We start from the raw sequence: 16,070 nt of genomic DNA, 5'->3' as shown, positions 1-16,070 counted from the left end.
AAAGGGGTATAAATTACTCTCTAGATTATGCACTTTTTAGTCAATAATAGCTAAAGGTTTCTAACTGCTCGTTAAGACAATTTCGATAGCAACTAACATCAGAAAACTAGCGAATATTTTTTTCAATCGACGTACCGGAAGCCTTGCTGCTAGTCGCACGCCTTTTGGTGCGAATAACGTTGACGAAATCGATATTCCTAGCAACGCAGGCAAATAAACATAGCCTAAGCTCCAAGCCGGTAAATTCGGGTGCCCTAAACCAGAGATAATGTAGCCAAACGAACCAAACAAGGCCACCATCATGCCACATACGGTGGAAATCCCGATAGCTAAACGAATCGACATACCACAAAAGGTAAGAGCTGGAATCAAAATCGCGCCGCCAGAGATCCCCATTAAGCTGGCCGCAATACCAGTAAAAAAGGCGATAGTTTGATAAACAGCGGTAGAAGTTACTTCACGCTCTGTTGCTGCGCGCAGTGAAAAGAACATATAAAGCGACAATAGAAAGACACTAGAGGCAAAGAAGTATTCTAGTGTTTTAGATGATAATCCGTCGGCAATAAAGGCACCTAATAATGCGCCACTGCCAACAAAAAACATCAACTGTTTTGTCTCTTTCCAAGGAATATTTTTATTGATGTGATGAGCAATGGCTGCCGATACCGTAGTGACCACGATAGTTGCCAGCGAAGTCGCCAGTGCCATTGGCATCACCAGCTCTTTATCGGTAACAACAAAAGGTAATATTTTGATTAGCGCGGGCACAATGATTAGCCCACCGCCTATTCCCAAAAGCCCCGCAAGAAAGCCTACCAAGCTTCCTATGGCAAGACAGATCAGAAATATTTCGACCATACTTACATACCAGCGCGAACGAAGCCACCAAGCCCCATTTGCTCTAGCTGTTCATTTAAGTATGTATGTACCTGTTTGGCTGTTGAAAAAGTCATTACGTGCGATAATATTATTTTTGCTCTTTGGTATTCGATATGGCGAATAATCCACTTCACTCTAGCAATGTTGTGCGGGTTCATACTAAGTTTGTCATAACCCATTGCTAATAAAAGAATAGCACCTGCTGGTTCACTCGCCAGCTCTCCACATAAACTTAGCGGTACCAACAATTCACTGGATTCTTGTGCAATAGCATTGAGCGCCCTCAATACCGCGGGATGGTAGGCATCATAAAGCTCTGACACACGCGCATTGTTGCGATCGACTGCCAGTAAATACTGGGTTAGGTCATTACTACCTACAGAGAAAAAGTCTACCCGGCTGGCAAGCTCTTTCATTTGAAAAATGACAGCAGGCACTTCAATCATGATACCTACTTTCGGCTTAGTTAATGGCTTGCCATTAACAGAGCCAAGCTCACTACTTAACTCATAATACGCTTGATTAATCAGGCGGTTAGCCTCATCCACTTCACCGACATTGCTGATCATGGGTAGCATGATTTCTAAGTTTTGATGGTGGGCGTTAGCACGCATCATTGCACGTACTTGAAGCAAGAAGATTTCCGGATGATCTAGCGTAATTCTGATGCCGCGCCAACCAAGAAATGGGTTGTCTTCTTCAATTGGGAAATAGGGTAAAGACTTATCGCCGCCAACATCCAATGTACGCATAGTGACTGGCTTTTTAGGAAAGGCATCGAGCACTTGCTCGTACAACTGTGTCTGCTCCAATTCAGAAGGAAAACAGCTACGATTCATAAATGGAATTTCGGTTCTGTAAAGTCCTACACCAACAGCGCCAGCACTTTTGGAGTGCTCAAAACCGGTTGATAATCCCGCGTTTAACATTAGCTCTACGGCTTTACCGTCACGGGTAATTGCCGGTAAATCTTTTACTTGGCGTACCTTATCTGCTAATTGCGTTTCTTCATCAATTAATAATTGGTATTCACGCTGCAACGAGTCGCTTGGCGCAAGAAAAAACTCCCCTGAATAGCCATCAACAATTGCCTTTTTATCTTGCAGCACGTTTAGTGGCACATTTTCTAAGCCCATTATCGCGGGCAAACCTATGGCACGTGCAAGAATTGCTGCATGGGAATTGTTAGAACCCGACAATGAAACGATGGCCAATAAGCCATGGTGCTGATATTCAGCAATTAGAGAAGCCGTTACCTCTTCCGCAATCAATATAAACTGTTCTGGTAACTTTTCAGTCTCGTTACCTAGTTGTTGTAAGTTAAGCAGTAACCGATTACCTAGGTCTCTAATATCACTTGCGCGCTCGCGCAGATAAGCATCTTCTAGCGCTTCAAACTGGACGGTATACTTATCAATAACTTGCTTCAAAGCACTTTCGGCCGACCAGTTTTGCTGAATGTGCTCTGCCACTTCAGCGACAAAATGTTCACTATCAAGCAGTTGTTTGTATACCTCAAAAATATCGAGGCTGTTGTCACTAATCACATGTGAGAGTTTGCTCGCCATATCAACAAAATCAGCTTTAGTTGCCTTTACTGCGTCACTAAAACGCTGCAATTCAACAACCACGTCGTCTTGCTTTCGCAAAGACACATTGCCAATGTCTGCTCTTGGGTAACACACATGGGTGTAGCCTAATGCAATACCTGGTGCACCGGGAATAGCTTGTATATGCTTAATGCCCTGCTCTTGGTTTTGATCTATCACACCGCGTGCTTCAGCATTAGCTATAGCTGTAGCGAGCTGCGCCGATAAGGTCACCAAAAACGCTTCTTCTGTTTCGGTGAAATTACGTGCATTTTGTTGCTGGATGGAGAGAATACCAAGCACTCTGCGCTGGTGGATAATCGGTGTACCTAAAAAGGCATTTAGATCATCTTCTTTTACTTCTGGGGCGTGAATAAAGTGTGGATGTTGCTGGGCATTGGCAATATTAAGCGGCTCTTCTCGCTGGCCAACAAGGCCAACCAAGCCTTCATTAAAACCAATACTTGTGCGGCCAACTGACTCTTTAGCTAGACCATCAGAGGCGACCAATAAAAAATGCTGTTTTTGGTAGTCTGCAATATAGATTGAACAACAATCGGTTGTCATTGCGCTTTTTACTTGGGAAACAAGTCGAGACAACGCAGAATTTAACTCAGCGTCTTGACTAAATTCCAATACAATCCTGCGCAATGTATTTAACATAGACTCCCTTATTTTTACTCACCTTGCGTGAGAAACAAGCAAACGGCCTCTGCACCAAAAATTTAGCGCTTATAAAAGGCGCTATGGTGTGAAGCCGTTTGTATTTTAGTATAGCAATAACAACTAGTTACGACGCCTACGTCGGTCATGACGTTTGTCATGGCGGTGAAAAGGCATGGCATATTGTGCGAACTCTTTCATTACTTTGCGATACACATCGCGTTTGAACGAGACCACTTGTCTTACTGGATACCAGTAACTCACCCAACGCCAATCATCAAACTCGGGATGATCACTATGGATAAGGTTTATTGCAGCTTCTTTTGCAGTTAAACGTAAAAGAAACCACTTTTGTTTTTGCCCGATACAAACGGGCGTACTGTCGTGCCTAATTAATCGTTTCGGTAATCGGTATTTCAGCCAATGCTTTGTTTGCGCAACTATTTTTACATGTTCAGGCTTTAATCCTACTTCTTCATAAAGCTCTCGATACATGGTTTGTTCGGCAGTTTCGCCTTTATCTACGCCACCTTGTGGATACTGCCAGGAATGTTGTCCAAACCTTCTTGCCCAAAATACTTGTCCCCGATTATTCATTATTACTATACCGACATTGGCTCTAAAGCCATCGGCATCGATCACAGGAACTCCTGAAAAATATTATTTGATGAAATCATTCTTCCACAAACCGTCTTTTCGGGCAAATAAAACTTTCCCTTGTAACTATCAATCGGCAACTAGATAATATGCTGTATTCGTTAAAAAATGTGTTCTTATCATGTTGAAACCTTCACCACCTGCAACACAAGGTGAATTAATGGAAAGGGCAAACGCTATCGCGGGCCATACCATAGGTGAACTTGCCGAAAGATTTGGCTTTGGTACACCAGAAGATTTGCTCAAAGAAAAAGGCTGGATGGGTGTTTTACTTGAGTATGTATTAGGCGCCGATGCCAGTTCAAAACCAGAGCCAGACTTTACCTTACTGGGGATCGAACTTAAAACAATCCCTATTAACCGTTTTGGCAAACCACTAGAAACAACCTTTGTATGCGTTGCTCCGCTGACAGGCATGACGGGACAAACATGGCAATCGTCGCATGTAAGGCAAAAACTTAATCATGTGCTTTGGGTGCCGATACTTGCCGAGCCAAGTTTAGCAATTACCGATCGCATTGTTTTTCCGCCGTTTCTTTGGCAAATGGACGAAGAACAAGAAAAATTACTGCGTGATGACTGGCAAGAGCTAACCGACATGATTGCCTTAGGGGAGGTTGAAAATATTACCGGAAAACATGGTCAGGTAATGCAACTTAGACCAAAAGCCGCCAATAGTCAGGCGAAAACGAAAGCATATGACAAACAAGGTAAACCTTTTTTTGCGCTGCCACGCGGATTCTATTTAAAAACCCCTTTTACTGCGCAAATATTACAACAGCATTTGCCCTTATAGCCTTACTCGCTTTCTTGTGCCCTCGAATGTTCAACAATCAGTTGATTTAATTGACCAACGATTTTCTCAATTGAAGATTCGCCATAGCCAACATTGTGGTATGCCAACAGCCCTTGTTGGTCAATGACGAACATATTCGGTAGCCCTTGCACATTAAATGTTTTACCAATAGAGCCTCGTCTATCATGGGTAATTAACAGCTTGTCACCAAATTGTTGGCTTAGCTTTCGAAATATTTTGCGATCTTCTTTGTAATTAATTAGTACTACTTGCACTTTATCAGGTGCAGATTTCTGTAGGTTAACTAAAAAGGGAAACTCTTTACGGCATGGACCGCACCAAGATGCCCAAAAAGAGACAACAACCAACTTTCCCTTGTAGGCACTAATATTTACCTCATCACCGTTTTTATCTCGCCCCAAATAGTCTGGTGGTGTGTCACCTTGTTGGAGCGCGTCATTTGCATAAGCAAGATTGGATAGCAGTACAAAACCGCTAAATATAATCGCGAAAAAATTCATAAAGTCCCTTTTTTATTATTGTTTTTTTAGATCGCTGTAACGCGAATAGTTTGCCCTATTGAATAGCGTTTGTTTACTTCAATTTCAGATAGAAATGCATTAGCCGGTTCTAGGCATACATATTCAGTCTCGCCATTAGGGTGTATATCGTTAAATTCACCCACTTTTTCTTTACCAGGGTTCCACAATACCATCTGCTGGGTATTTAGTGGCTCAACCGTGATCTTACGCTGCCACTTGTGGTCAACAATCGTTGCGGCGGTTTGCTGATAGTATATGCGGTCAATAAAACCTGTGACATTTTTCAGCGGGTTTACCAATCCGTCTTGCCACGTTACTTTGCAGTCATATCGCTGATTGTCTAATACAGGAACCGTGACATTGTCGGTATGGCTCACCGAAAAGTAGGTATGAAACGCATTGCTTAAAGGTACCATTGCGTGTGACGTTTCATCTTCAACAGTGAAGTCTATACGCTGGGATAACTCTTTGCCTAGAATGATAGTTTGCGTAAGAGAATAGCTATGCGGCCAATGCGGATTTTCACTATTTCCCGCTAAAGTCAGCACGATTTCAACACAGTCACTGTTTATGTCAGCACTTTTAAGTTGCCAAGTAGCTGTGCGAGCAAAACCATGTGCGCCGGCATTAGGCAGCGTGCCACTGAACCAAGGCCAACAAACAGGAATCCCGCCACGTATACCTTTGTTTTTCTGATAAATAGCTGTGTCGCTCAGCCAAAGCACAGGCTTATGCTCACTTGGGTGCCATTGTAGAATTTGCCCACCGTAGAGGCTTATCGTGGCATTACAATGTTGATGTTTAACTACTAATGCTTCAAAGCCCTCTGCTAATGTGGTTTGAACGATTTCACCAACATCTGATTTTGTCATTATATTTTTCATGTCTCAGCTACCAAAATGAGATATATGCCTAAGGTATCTTGTTTTCATCTTAACCAAATCAAAAAAAAAGAGCGACACAAGTCGCTCTTTTTTCTTAGGATTATATGCGCTAAGAATTAATTACTTAGTATAAGATCTTGGCATATCTGATTCGGCAATATAACGGTCACGCAGTTTATCTTGGCGGCTTTGTGTTGAAACCTCGTCGCCATCAATCCACATTTGCTCAACTTTAGTGCTTAGCTCAAATGGGTCGTTGCTCCACATAACAATGTCAGCGCGTTTACCTGGCGCTAATTGCCCCGCATTTACACCATAGATTTGTGCCGGATTAACCGTTACAGCTTCAAGTGCTTGCTGCTTTGTAAGACCATTAGCAACCGCGTTACCTGCGTTAAACCTTAGTTGATACGCATTGTGTGTATCACCTGTCACCATAAAGGCAACTTTTACACCCGCTGCAGTAAGTGTCGCAGCATTGTCTAAACCTGTATGCAGCGCATCAAAACTATTCGGTAGGTTTCGCATAGCATCCATAACAACAGGTACATTTGCTTTTGCTATATCTTGCGCAACGACCACAGCATCAGCAGCGCCAACTAGCACTAGATTTATGTCGTATCGCTCTTTAAGGGCAAGCAGCTGCATAATGTCGCTAGCGCGATCAACGTTAGCAAATAACGTTTTTTCCTTCGCTAACAACGCATGCAATACCTTGTCTGCGTCTTTAATTTTTGCATCATCTTTTTTAGCCGATGCTTCTTTCGCCGCCGCTAATTTCTTATCTAGCTTTTGCATGTTGATTGCGCGCGAACCATTGCTAGATGAGCCTAAACCAACCAATACATCTTGGTTTGCTGCAACAACACTATCGAATTCACCGTTAAGCTCTACGATAAATGTTTGCCCCTTAAACATATCGTCGCCGCCATATGGAGTGACAACATTAGTCGTAATTCCACCTTTGCGCGTATAAGGAATAACCGTTGATTTAGGGTTGAATGCTAAACTTGCATCAAAGGTAATATCAGCTTTTTTATCGCCTGCATCACGCGTTCGTGAAACAGCACCGACTTCAACCAAACCGATTTGATTCATTGAACCAATAAGGCCAGGTGTTACCGGTTTACCTTGCGCATCAATAATCGTTTCAGCTTCAACTTTCGCAGGATTGATGGCAATAATTTTGTCTTGATCAAACACGATAGTGGCATTTTCTAAAACGCCCTGTTCAGTAACTGTGTGCAGTGTCGCGTTTGTGATTGCAATAGTTTCTGCAGCCGCTGGCAATGAAGTAGCTAAAGCAAGTGCAATGATAGATGTTTTAAAGTTTTTCATGATCATATTCCTCAACTATTCCTGGCCCAACAAAAAGTCGCTTTTCGCTTGATACGTTTCATCAAAACGATCGTACACTTTAGCGCCATCTACGAATACTTGCTCTGCTTGTGCGTATACACTAAATGGGTTTTGGTTCCACAGTACGACATCCCCTGCTTTACCCACTTCCAAACTACCTGTTTTATCTTCAATACCAAGAGATTTTGCGGCGTTTAACGTTATCCAAACAATCGCTTCTTCTTCAGTAATATCAAAACCATTTTCATTGGCACGATACATAATTTTGCCTGCTTCTTGGTTCAAACGCTGAATCGTTTTTGCTGAATCTGAATGTACAACAGCACATGAACCTGGTTTTGCGTCGACGATTGCAACATTTTCTTGCACCATGTCGTACGCTTCCATTTTGAAGCCCCACCAGTCTGGCCACATGGCAGCACAATTACCATTTTCGGCTAAGTCATCAGCGATTTTATAGGCTTCAATTGCGTGGTGGAATGTGCCCGCGTGATAATTAAACTCTTTACTAAGGTCAATCATCATCGCCATTTCTTCCGCTTTGTAGCAATGGTTGTGAATAATGATTTCGCCATCTAGCACACCACGTAAGGTATCTAATTCGATGTCGCGAGCAGGTGCCGTTGGGTTCAAACCTTTTGCGTAATCTGCGTCGTATTTTTCCCAAGCACGTTTATATTCAGTTGCTTCGGACCATGCCATGCGGTATCCCGCCATGTTACCCATACGAGTCGATGGTAAAATTTTTCGGCTGCCGTAGACACGTTTCGGGTTTTCACCACACGCCATTTTTAAGCCGTATGGTGCATCAGGGAATTTCATCCCTTGCATGGTATGGCTAGGCACATTGCGCAAGGTTACGCTTCGGCCACCAAACAAGTTTGCAGAGCCTGGCAAAATTTGTAGCGTTGTAATACCACCAGCGCGCGCTGCTTCAAAGCCTGGATCTTGGGGCCATACACTGTGTTCCGCCCAAACTTCTGATGTATTCGGTGCGGTCATTTCATTGCCGTCTGCATGCGATTCAACTGACGGGCTTGGATAAACGCCCAAATGCGAGTGCACATCGATAATGCCAGGAGTTACCCATTTGCCTTGTGCATCAATAACTGTGGCACCTTCTGCCGTAAAGTTTTCTCCTACAGCGGCAACAACGCCATCTTTAATCAATACACTACCATTTTCTATTTTTGTGCCAGTACCTGTTAACACGGTAGCGTTATTTATTAACACCGTGGTTTGAGGTAGGGGCTGGTAAGTACTGGGGTATGGGTTTTTATTGATAGTGACTTTTGCATCTTGCTCGCCTTGCATACAACCTGCGAGCGCAACGGTAAGCGCCGCCATCGTCAGAGACGGGTAGAGTTTACGCATGTGTTAATTCCTGTGACTGTTATTGTGATACTACTTTATTTATTAAGTTACATTATAAGCTATCACCGCCTGTCTCAAGTGATAAATATCGAAACGAGGATGAAACGCGTTAAAGTGATGTTTTTGTGCGTTTAAAAGACAATAATTTTTTACGCCTAAAGGCCAGTAATACGACAATGATAAGTAAGTAGATCGTTGGTTCTATAATTTCCGACTTAACCGACCAATAAAAATGCACACCGATCAAGATAGCCGCCAAATAAACCCAATTATGAAGGTGCTGCCAGCGTTTTTTCATACGCCTTTTAATGATATTCGGCGAAGTTACCGCCAGCAAAAACAGAATAATGAAGCCACCAAGCCCCATGGTAATGTACGGTCGCTCGATTAATTCACTGAGGAATAATGATAGTTCTTGTCCTAATTCGAAAAAGTAAAAGTTGAGAATGTGCAAACAGGCAAAAGTAAAGCTATAGAGCCCAATCAGACGCCGCGTTTGCATCAGCCATGCTTGTTTAAACCCTTTTGCGAGCGGCGTAACCAATAGCGTTAACAACAAGCAATGTAGTGCTCCCATGCCAGTATAATGAATCACATACTCGACGGGATCTGCACCTAGCTTATCAAATGCAGCCGCGGTATAAAGCCAACCAATACAGCCTAAGCAAATGACATGGATAGCTGCCTTTAACATCCAGATTTTATGTTTGGATTGTGCGCCCATTACGTAAATGCCTAATAGTATTTCTTTAAGTTAAGCTGCGTGTACAAGTCGGCTACTTCTTCACCATAGCCATTAAATAGTTGCGTATCGATACGTTTTTGTGAAAAAAGACCGCCGCCTGTAATTCTGCGCTCTCTCGCCTGACTCCATCTTGGGTGGTCAACATTAGGGTTTACATTGGCATAAAAACCATATTCATGTGGCGCAAGTATGTTCCATGTGGTTTTTGGCTGCTTTTCAGTGAGCTCGATACTAACGACAGATTTAATACTCTTAAATCCATACTTCCACGGCACAACTAAGCGGATAGGCGCACCATTTTGAGGCGGAAGTGTTTTTCCGTATACACCAACGCTCATTAGCGTCAGTGGGTTCATTGCTTCAGCAATGGTTAATCCCTCAACATAGGGATAGTCTATACCGCCACCAATTCGTCTATTGCGCTGTCCTGGCATTTGCTTTGGATCATAAAGCGTTTTAAACACTACATACTTGGCTTTACTGTTCGGTTTAGCTTTTGCGATCAAACTTGCCAACGGGAAGCCAAGCCAAGGAACCACCATAGACCAGGCTTCTACGCAGCGCAGTCGATAAATTCTCTCTTCTAATGAAAAACTAGAATACAGTTCGTCATAGCCTAAGGTTAACGGCGCGTCGACTTCACCGGTAATGGTTAGTTGCCATGGGTCGACTTTAAAACCTTGTGCCAATTCTGCCGGTTGATGTTTTTGCGCACCAAATTCATAAAAATTATTGTGGCTAGTAACCTTAGCTTCAGGTGTGAGATCTTCTTTGTTGGTCGTGTCTTTTGTATATTCCAAAGGTCGCTGTACAAAGCGCTCTTTATCTTCAATGCTCGGAAACAGGTCAAAAGCACTTGCCTTTGATGCCAACAGCGAACCCATACCAAGAAAGCCAAGTTGCTTAATAACAGTTCGGCGCTGATGGTATATTGCTTCGTCTGTCACATCGTTTTCAGTTAAATGGCTAGACTTCTTATGTTTGATCAACATGGCACTCTCATATCCGGTTGTTTTGTAAAAAGACCACTCATTTGCAAAATATCATTCAAATAAAAAGGGCAATATTACTATTGCCCTTTTTAGTTAACGTGTAAATTGCGCAAGATACTGCACTATATCACTTGATTCATAAAGCCACTTTGTCTCCTGACCTTGTGCTTCAATCTTAAGGCACGGCACAGTTCGCTTGCCGCCTTCTCGAATCAATTCCTCTCTATACGATTCATTTTGATTGATATTGCGCAGTGCAATATTCAACCCCTGACGTTTCATCTCCCTTCTAACTTTTACGCAAAAAGGACATGCCGGTAACTGATACAAACTCAAATGCGCTGTAGCATCATCCAATGCCTTTTGGTCATCTAGGGTACGCTTTGGTTTTGATGGTGAAAAGATAAAATCAAAGAATAAAATAATTCTTCCAATAATCCATCGAATAACTGCCATAATTACCTCTTAAATCTAGCAAGTGCGCTATTCTAACGTATATTTTATCGAAGATTAATCGCAAATCTGTGTTGCAACGTAATCTTTTTGTTGGTTGATATTCAATCAAAACGCTATCAGTATGTTTTTAGAACGAGTTGATAATAATGATGCAAAGAAACCGAGGGGAAAGAATGAAATCTAAACATATGTTATGTGCCGCACTCGCTAGCTGTTTTTTAGTCGCTTGTGCAACACCAGATCCCACTTTGTCAGAACAAACAAACGAGCTTGGACTGGCAAAAGTCGAAAATTCGGCACTGGCTATTTCATTTGTGAAACCAGATGTTAATTGGCGCAAATACACAAAACTATACTTTGCTACAGTCACGGCGAATAACGAGCACCCGGCCGATTATAAACCGCCTAGAGTAGATGTTAAATCAGAAGGGTTAAATGCCACCTACGATTTACGAGACAAAGACCTACGAAAATTAGAGCAAGCCTTTAGAGAAAAAGTAGGCGATGTGTTTGATGAACATCAACCTTGGGAAATTGTTGATAAAGCCGATGGTAATACTTTGCAAATTGATGTTGTGATAACTGACATCCGTTTAGCTGCGCCACGAGAAGATAGCAGAAGAACCAGTTTGCAATTCGGCAGAACTTACACTGAAACGTCAGGTTCCTTAGTTTTAATTGCTCAGTTAAAAGATGCACAATCTGGTGAAGTATTGGCGCAAGCAATTGATAGAGGACAACGCGTAAGTCAATGGCACTTAAACACCGCTGTGTTTAATTATGGTGACGTAAAGTCTATTTTTAATAGCTGGCTAAACACCTTTAAAAATGGCTTGATGCGTGTCAGTGCAGATCATGAAAAAAACGCTAACTGATACAGTTAGCGTTTTTCTTAACAATATATACTACATTTTTTCTAGCTTTGCTTTAGCTCTTTGGTCGCCCCTTTGAGCAGCATAGTTATAGTATTTTTTGGCACTGGCTTTATCTATATCTCGGCCTGCACCATACTCATAAATGAAACCCAATGCATAAAGCGCTTCAGCGTCTCCTTTGTGGCCAGCATACATAAGCGCTTCAAAAGCTTTGTCGTAATTTTGTTCAAAGCCACCTTGACCAGCAAGGTAATAGCGACCTAGAAGCGATACTGAAGCGATATCTTTCAAACTGGCTGCATAACGAAGAAACTCATTCGCCTTCTTTTCATCTTTTTCTACAACAAGTCCGTTTCGATATGCATCACTTAACAAATAGGCTGCTCGACCATCTTTCATAGAAGCCGCGACGTTGAAAAATTTAACTGCCATTTCTTGGTTTTTATCAACACCTTTACCACCCCACAGCAATTGTCCATAGATTCGGGTGCTTACGGGTAACTTGTTTCGAGCTCCAGACAAAAACAGTTCGGCGACATATTCGTAATTATCACCGGGCTTTAATTTATCTAAACGCATTAAAGCAATTTGTTCTTTAGATTGTGGGTGATATTCGCCAATACCTAGTGCAATTCTCCCCCTATGTGTGGCCGATTCAAAATAATACAAAGCCTTTTTATCATCTTTGTCATGATACCTAGCGATAATACCAAGTTTGTAACTAGCTTCCGAGTCGCCCAATCGGTTGGCGTTTTTATAGTGTCCTTTCGCTTTTTCAATGTCTCTTTCAACACCATGCCCATGAAAATATAGCTCTGCGATCTGATATTCCGCTTCGGTCGCCCCATCGGCAAGCCGATAGTTTTTCATTGCGTCTTTGTATCGTTTTTCTAACTTAGCGACTTCACCTAAAACAAAATAGCCACTCTTGCTTTCCGCCGCAATGACTTTATTTGCCCAGTAGGTAGCCTTTTCGAGGTCAACCTCATTTTCATAGGAACCATATAAGTAGGCCCTTGCCAATGAACTTTGCTCGGACAATGCACCATTTTCCGCTGCAACTTTCATCCAAAAAAAGACTTTCTTGCGGCTCATGCCTTCGTCAGATTTTATGCCATAAGCTTCACCCATCAGATAGACTTCTGACATAAAAGATTGGTGGCGCACACTGCCGTCTTCGGCTAATGCTTTACATTGTTTGAACGAATAACATCCTAGGCGCTTTTGCATATCCTTATTCACTCGTTGAGTAACTTCATCACTAAACATGGAATCTGCGTACGCAACATGCGAAAAAGCTAGGCTAGCTATAAAAGAGAGTGCTAGAAAGGTTTTGTTTTCCATTATAAACCCCAGAAAATAGTTATAATTTTTGTTGTTACCACATCAAATCATCAGGTATTTGATAATCTGCATATGGATCTTCTTCATCGACAGCCGTTTCCTGCTTGTCGTTTTGTACCAACACAATATCGTTATCTAGCGTCTGCAATTTTGCTGCTGTTTCAGCCGTAACAACGTAACTGACGCCAGCTAATCCGCATACTGCAAGGCGGCCATTGACTAGTGCCTGATAGGTTTGTTCATCTAACGCTAACTTTTTAATTTTGCCTTCAAAGTTGTAGTTGTATTCTTTGTCACCATCAATATCTTTTAAACTGTGATGCTCAAGAATTTGTAGTTTTCGCTGATGCGCTTCCTTGTTAGCTAATTGTTGCTGTTTTTCAGCATTTAATGCGGCATCTTTTGCAAGTTTATCCGCTTTAGATTTAGCGAGCTCTTGTTTAACTTGTTCTTGCATCGACTGTTCAACGTTAGCGCCACTGCGCTTTTGTTTCTGCTTCTTACGCTTATCGCTATTAGCTTGGCGTGCTTTCTGCTTAGTCGTTAAACCTGCTTTAAGTAACTGTTCTTGCAACGAAGACATCTTTTCTCTCGTTCTAATAAGTGAATTAAATAGGCGCTCAGGTTAAGGAGCGCCATTCGTTTAGCCTAAATTTAAGCTATATAATACCGTATTTTTTCAACGGCAGTTCACGATAACGTTCACCTGTTGCTTTAAAGATTGCGTTGCAAATCGCTGGCGCAATCGGTGGCACACCAGGTTCACCAACACCACCTGGGGGTTGATCGTTTTCAATAATTTCAACATGAATAGGCGGTACATCTGACATACGCGCAACCGGGTAGTCATCAAAGTTACCTTGGACAATAGCACCATTTTCTGCGGTTATTTCACCAAAATAGGTGAGTGAAATACCAAAGATAGCAGCTCCCTCCATTTGCGAAACGGCACGCTCTGGGTTAACTACGGTGCCACAATCGGCGGCCATCCAAATGTTTTCTAGCCTAACTTTCCCTGCTTTGTTGGTTGAAACTTCAACGACACAAGCAACATAACTACAGAAACTGCGATGCACGGCAATACCTAAGGCATGTCCCGCTGGTAATGTTTGTCCCCACTTCGACATTGCTGCCACTTTCTCGACACAAGCCTTATGACGCGCCGTATCGATAGGGTACTCTTCTATGGTTTCGCCATAGTTACCATAGCTTGCATTTTCTTTGCTCAGGTCAATTTTTCTATCCTGACCAATCAGACTTAGCAGAAAATCTTTACTATCCGCTTTCGCTTCATGCGCTAATTCATCAGCAAAACTGCTTGCTGCAAAGGCATGGTTAATATTATTAACCGAGCGCAACCAACCAATACGAGTATGCGCTTTTATCTTACCCACTGAAGCTTGGATATTGGCGATATCAAAAGGTGTATCAATCAATCCTAAATTCGATTCGCCGCCGATAATATCTGAGCCTTTAGCAAAAGTCGCACTAATAGGTGGCTGGGTAACTTGATGATGCCATGCGGTAACCTTATCTTCATTGTTGAAACCTGCAGACATACGCTGATAACTGACCGCTTGATAGTAGCCATTTTTAACTTCATCTTCGCGCGTCCAACATACCTTTACTGGCACCTCTAATTGTTTTGACAGCACTGCCGCCTCAACAACAAAATCAGGTTTAGATTTACGACCAAAACCACCACCAAGCAAAGTAACATTCACATTTACATTTTCTGGTTTTAATCCAGTAATTGCAGCTACGGTACCTTGCGAAGACTGAGGCGTTTGAGTACATGCCCAAATATCCATAATGCCATCATGGAAATGCGCTGTTGCTGCCGGTGGTTCCATCGGTACATGAATGAGACTCGGTACAAAATAGTCTGCTGTATGACTTTTTGTAGCCGCTTTTAGCGCAGCTTCTACGTCACCCTTTTTGCGTAAAACATTGTTTGCCGTAATACAAGACTCTTTCAACGCTTCTTTATAAGCTGGCGAGTTATAGACATCGTGCTCACTTTCGCTCCACTCGATCTCTAACGCTTCTCGGCCTTTCATCGCCGCCCAGGTATTAGTTGCTATTACTGCAACACCACCTAGCGGTTTAAATGCCGCAGGCTCTTCTAATGCATCCAATTGAATAACATCAACAACGCCAGCAATACCATTGGCTTTTTCTGCATTTAACGATTTCACCGAAGCACCTAGCACCGGTGGCCTTGCGATTACCGCGTAGCGCATATTTGGCAATTCCACATCAAAGCCAAATACTGTCGTACCTGCCGCGATATCTTTGCCATCAACTAGTGGAATATCTTTTTTCCCAATGAATTTAAATTGCGATTTTTTCTTCAACACCAACGCTGATTTTTCAGGAATCTCTTGGTTTATTGCAATTGGCACAAGCTCGCCATATGAAAGCGATTTATTGCTTTTAGCCAGGTAGACTTTACCGTTCATTGCCTGAACTTTTGTTGGACTGACTTTCCATACTTTAGCCGCTGCTTGTTCAAGCATCATACGTGCTGAAGCACCAGCTTCACGAAGTGGTTGGTAAAAGTCACGGATACTTCTAGAGCCATCGGTATTTTGACTACCGTATTTAGCGTCACCTAGGCCTTGGATAACTTCAATTTGTTGCCACTCGGCTTCAATTTCATCAGCAACAATCATCGGGATACTGGTTCTTATGCCTTGCCCCATTTCACTACGGTGACAGATCACCTGAACCTTGTTGTCCTCAGTTACTTGTACATATACATTGGGCGCAAACACTGATTTATTGGTTGCAGCTAACGCTTTAGGCAACATGCCCAAGCTCGGCAACTGAACACCAAGTACTAATGCACTAGAACTTGCACCAACGCGTTTGAGAAAACTTCGGCGACTTACATTTTCAATCGTTTTCATGTT

Annotated in this window: 15 protein-coding genes; 2 read left to right on the top strand and 13 right to left on the bottom strand. The window is 42.5% G+C overall.

Going from position 1 to position 16,070, the window contains the following annotated elements; translation table 11 throughout:
- Positions 1-60 precede the first annotated feature (60 nt).
- The 3 genes from QUD85_RS04760 to rppH form a co-directional block, all read right to left on the bottom strand.
- The gene (locus tag QUD85_RS04760; protein WP_093327349.1) at positions 61-858 is read right to left on the bottom strand and encodes a sulfite exporter TauE/SafE family protein; all 798 of its coding nucleotides are present in this window, start codon (positions 856-858) and stop codon (positions 61-63) included.
- A gap of 2 nt (positions 859-860) precedes the next feature.
- The gene (gene ptsP, locus QUD85_RS04755) at positions 861-3,131 is read right to left on the bottom strand and encodes a phosphoenolpyruvate--protein phosphotransferase (protein ID WP_093327347.1); all 2,271 of its coding nucleotides are present in this window, start codon (positions 3,129-3,131) and stop codon (positions 861-863) included.
- 123 nt (positions 3,132-3,254) lie between these two features.
- Positions 3,255-3,773 carry an RNA pyrophosphohydrolase gene (gene rppH, locus QUD85_RS04750; RefSeq protein WP_093327346.1) on the bottom strand — a complete coding sequence of 173 codons (519 nt, stop codon included), beginning with the start codon at positions 3,771-3,773 and terminating at the stop codon, positions 3,255-3,257.
- A gap of 136 nt (positions 3,774-3,909) precedes the next feature.
- Here rppH and mutH point away from each other — a divergent pair, with 136 nt between their 5' ends.
- Complete coding sequence (gene mutH / locus QUD85_RS04745) at positions 3,910-4,584, top strand: DNA mismatch repair endonuclease MutH (RefSeq protein WP_093327344.1); 675 nt, start codon at positions 3,910-3,912, stop codon at positions 4,582-4,584.
- A gap of 2 nt (positions 4,585-4,586) precedes the next feature.
- Here mutH and QUD85_RS04740 read toward each other — a convergent pair whose 3' ends face one another.
- From QUD85_RS04740 to QUD85_RS04710, 7 genes are all read right to left on the bottom strand, one after another.
- Positions 4,587-5,105 carry a TlpA family protein disulfide reductase gene (locus QUD85_RS04740; protein WP_093327343.1) on the bottom strand — a complete coding sequence of 173 codons (519 nt, stop codon included), beginning with the start codon at positions 5,103-5,105 and terminating at the stop codon, positions 4,587-4,589.
- A gap of 26 nt (positions 5,106-5,131) precedes the next feature.
- Positions 5,132-5,998, bottom strand: coding sequence for a D-hexose-6-phosphate mutarotase (locus tag QUD85_RS04735; protein ID WP_177168829.1), 867 nt, complete (start codon positions 5,996-5,998; stop codon positions 5,132-5,134).
- A 132-nt stretch (positions 5,999-6,130) separates the two neighbouring features.
- On the bottom strand, positions 6,131-7,348 hold the full coding sequence (locus QUD85_RS04730; protein ID WP_093327339.1) for an amidohydrolase family protein: 1,218 nt from the start codon (positions 7,346-7,348) through the stop codon (positions 6,131-6,133).
- Positions 7,349-7,363: 15 nt separating this feature from the next.
- Entirely contained in the window at positions 7,364-8,743 is a 1,380-nt protein-coding gene (locus tag QUD85_RS04725; protein ID WP_093327338.1) for an amidohydrolase, read from the bottom strand.
- A 109-nt stretch (positions 8,744-8,852) separates the two neighbouring features.
- The gene (gene msrQ, locus QUD85_RS04720) at positions 8,853-9,467 is read right to left on the bottom strand and encodes a protein-methionine-sulfoxide reductase heme-binding subunit MsrQ (protein ID WP_093327336.1); all 615 of its coding nucleotides are present in this window, start codon (positions 9,465-9,467) and stop codon (positions 8,853-8,855) included.
- Between the two features lie 11 nt (positions 9,468-9,478).
- Complete coding sequence (gene msrP / locus QUD85_RS04715) at positions 9,479-10,480, bottom strand: protein-methionine-sulfoxide reductase catalytic subunit MsrP (RefSeq protein ID WP_093327335.1); 1,002 nt, start codon at positions 10,478-10,480, stop codon at positions 9,479-9,481.
- Between the two features lie 93 nt (positions 10,481-10,573).
- Entirely contained in the window at positions 10,574-10,936 is a 363-nt protein-coding gene (locus QUD85_RS04710) for a glutaredoxin family protein (RefSeq protein WP_093327333.1), read from the bottom strand.
- A gap of 173 nt (positions 10,937-11,109) precedes the next feature.
- On the opposite strand from QUD85_RS04710, the gene QUD85_RS04705 reads away from it, so the two are divergent.
- Complete coding sequence (locus tag QUD85_RS04705) at positions 11,110-11,811, top strand: DUF3313 family protein (RefSeq protein WP_177168828.1); 702 nt, start codon at positions 11,110-11,112, stop codon at positions 11,809-11,811.
- Positions 11,812-11,841: 30 nt separating this feature from the next.
- Here QUD85_RS04705 and QUD85_RS04700 read toward each other — a convergent pair whose 3' ends face one another.
- The 3 genes from QUD85_RS04700 to QUD85_RS04690 form a co-directional block, all read right to left on the bottom strand.
- On the bottom strand, positions 11,842-13,155 hold the full coding sequence (locus tag QUD85_RS04700) for a tetratricopeptide repeat protein (protein WP_093327330.1): 1,314 nt from the start codon (positions 13,153-13,155) through the stop codon (positions 11,842-11,844).
- Positions 13,156-13,189: 34 nt separating this feature from the next.
- Complete coding sequence (locus QUD85_RS04695; protein ID WP_093327329.1) at positions 13,190-13,738, bottom strand: DUF2058 domain-containing protein; 549 nt, start codon at positions 13,736-13,738, stop codon at positions 13,190-13,192.
- Between the two features lie 76 nt (positions 13,739-13,814).
- Positions 13,815-16,067: a xanthine dehydrogenase family protein molybdopterin-binding subunit gene (locus QUD85_RS04690; protein ID WP_093327327.1), complete on the bottom strand. Its 2,253-nt coding sequence runs from the start codon at positions 16,065-16,067 to the stop codon at positions 13,815-13,817.
- Positions 16,068-16,070 lie beyond the last annotated feature (3 nt).

The sequence above is a fragment of the Thalassotalea agarivorans genome, assembly GCF_030295955.1.
Lineage (GTDB): Bacteria > Pseudomonadota > Gammaproteobacteria > Enterobacterales > Alteromonadaceae > Thalassotalea_D > Thalassotalea_D agarivorans.
This window is presented reverse-complemented; position numbering and strand designations above follow the sequence as displayed.

Bases quoted from the DNA above. Each gene is read 5' to 3' on its own strand.
- mutH (WP_093327344.1), top strand. From the start codon at position 3,910: ATGTTGAAACCTTCACCACCTGCAACACAAGGTGAATTAATGGAAAGG.
- QUD85_RS04695 (WP_093327329.1), bottom strand. From the start codon at position 13,738: ATGTCTTCGTTGCAAGAACAGTTACTTAAAGCAGGTTTAACGACTAAG.
- QUD85_RS04710 (WP_093327333.1), bottom strand. From the start codon at position 10,936: ATGGCAGTTATTCGATGGATTATTGGAAGAATTATTTTATTCTTTGAT.
- msrP (WP_093327335.1), bottom strand. From the start codon at position 10,480: ATGTTGATCAAACATAAGAAGTCTAGCCATTTAACTGAAAACGATGTG.
- QUD85_RS04760 (WP_093327349.1), bottom strand. From the start codon at position 858: ATGGTCGAAATATTTCTGATCTGTCTTGCCATAGGAAGCTTGGTAGGC.
- QUD85_RS04730 (WP_093327339.1), bottom strand. From the start codon at position 7,348: ATGAAAAACTTTAAAACATCTATCATTGCACTTGCTTTAGCTACTTCA.
- msrQ (WP_093327336.1), bottom strand. From the start codon at position 9,467: ATGGGCGCACAATCCAAACATAAAATCTGGATGTTAAAGGCAGCTATC.
- QUD85_RS04705 (WP_177168828.1), top strand. From the start codon at position 11,110: ATGAAATCTAAACATATGTTATGTGCCGCACTCGCTAGCTGTTTTTTA.
- ptsP (WP_093327347.1), bottom strand. From the start codon at position 3,131: ATGTTAAATACATTGCGCAGGATTGTATTGGAATTTAGTCAAGACGCT.
- QUD85_RS04690 (WP_093327327.1), bottom strand. From the start codon at position 16,067: ATGAAAACGATTGAAAATGTAAGTCGCCGAAGTTTTCTCAAACGCGTT.
- QUD85_RS04735 (WP_177168829.1), bottom strand. From the start codon at position 5,998: ATGACAAAATCAGATGTTGGTGAAATCGTTCAAACCACATTAGCAGAG.
- QUD85_RS04700 (WP_093327330.1), bottom strand. From the start codon at position 13,155: ATGGAAAACAAAACCTTTCTAGCACTCTCTTTTATAGCTAGCCTAGCT.
- QUD85_RS04740 (WP_093327343.1), bottom strand. From the start codon at position 5,105: ATGAATTTTTTCGCGATTATATTTAGCGGTTTTGTACTGCTATCCAAT.
- QUD85_RS04725 (WP_093327338.1), bottom strand. From the start codon at position 8,743: ATGCGTAAACTCTACCCGTCTCTGACGATGGCGGCGCTTACCGTTGCG.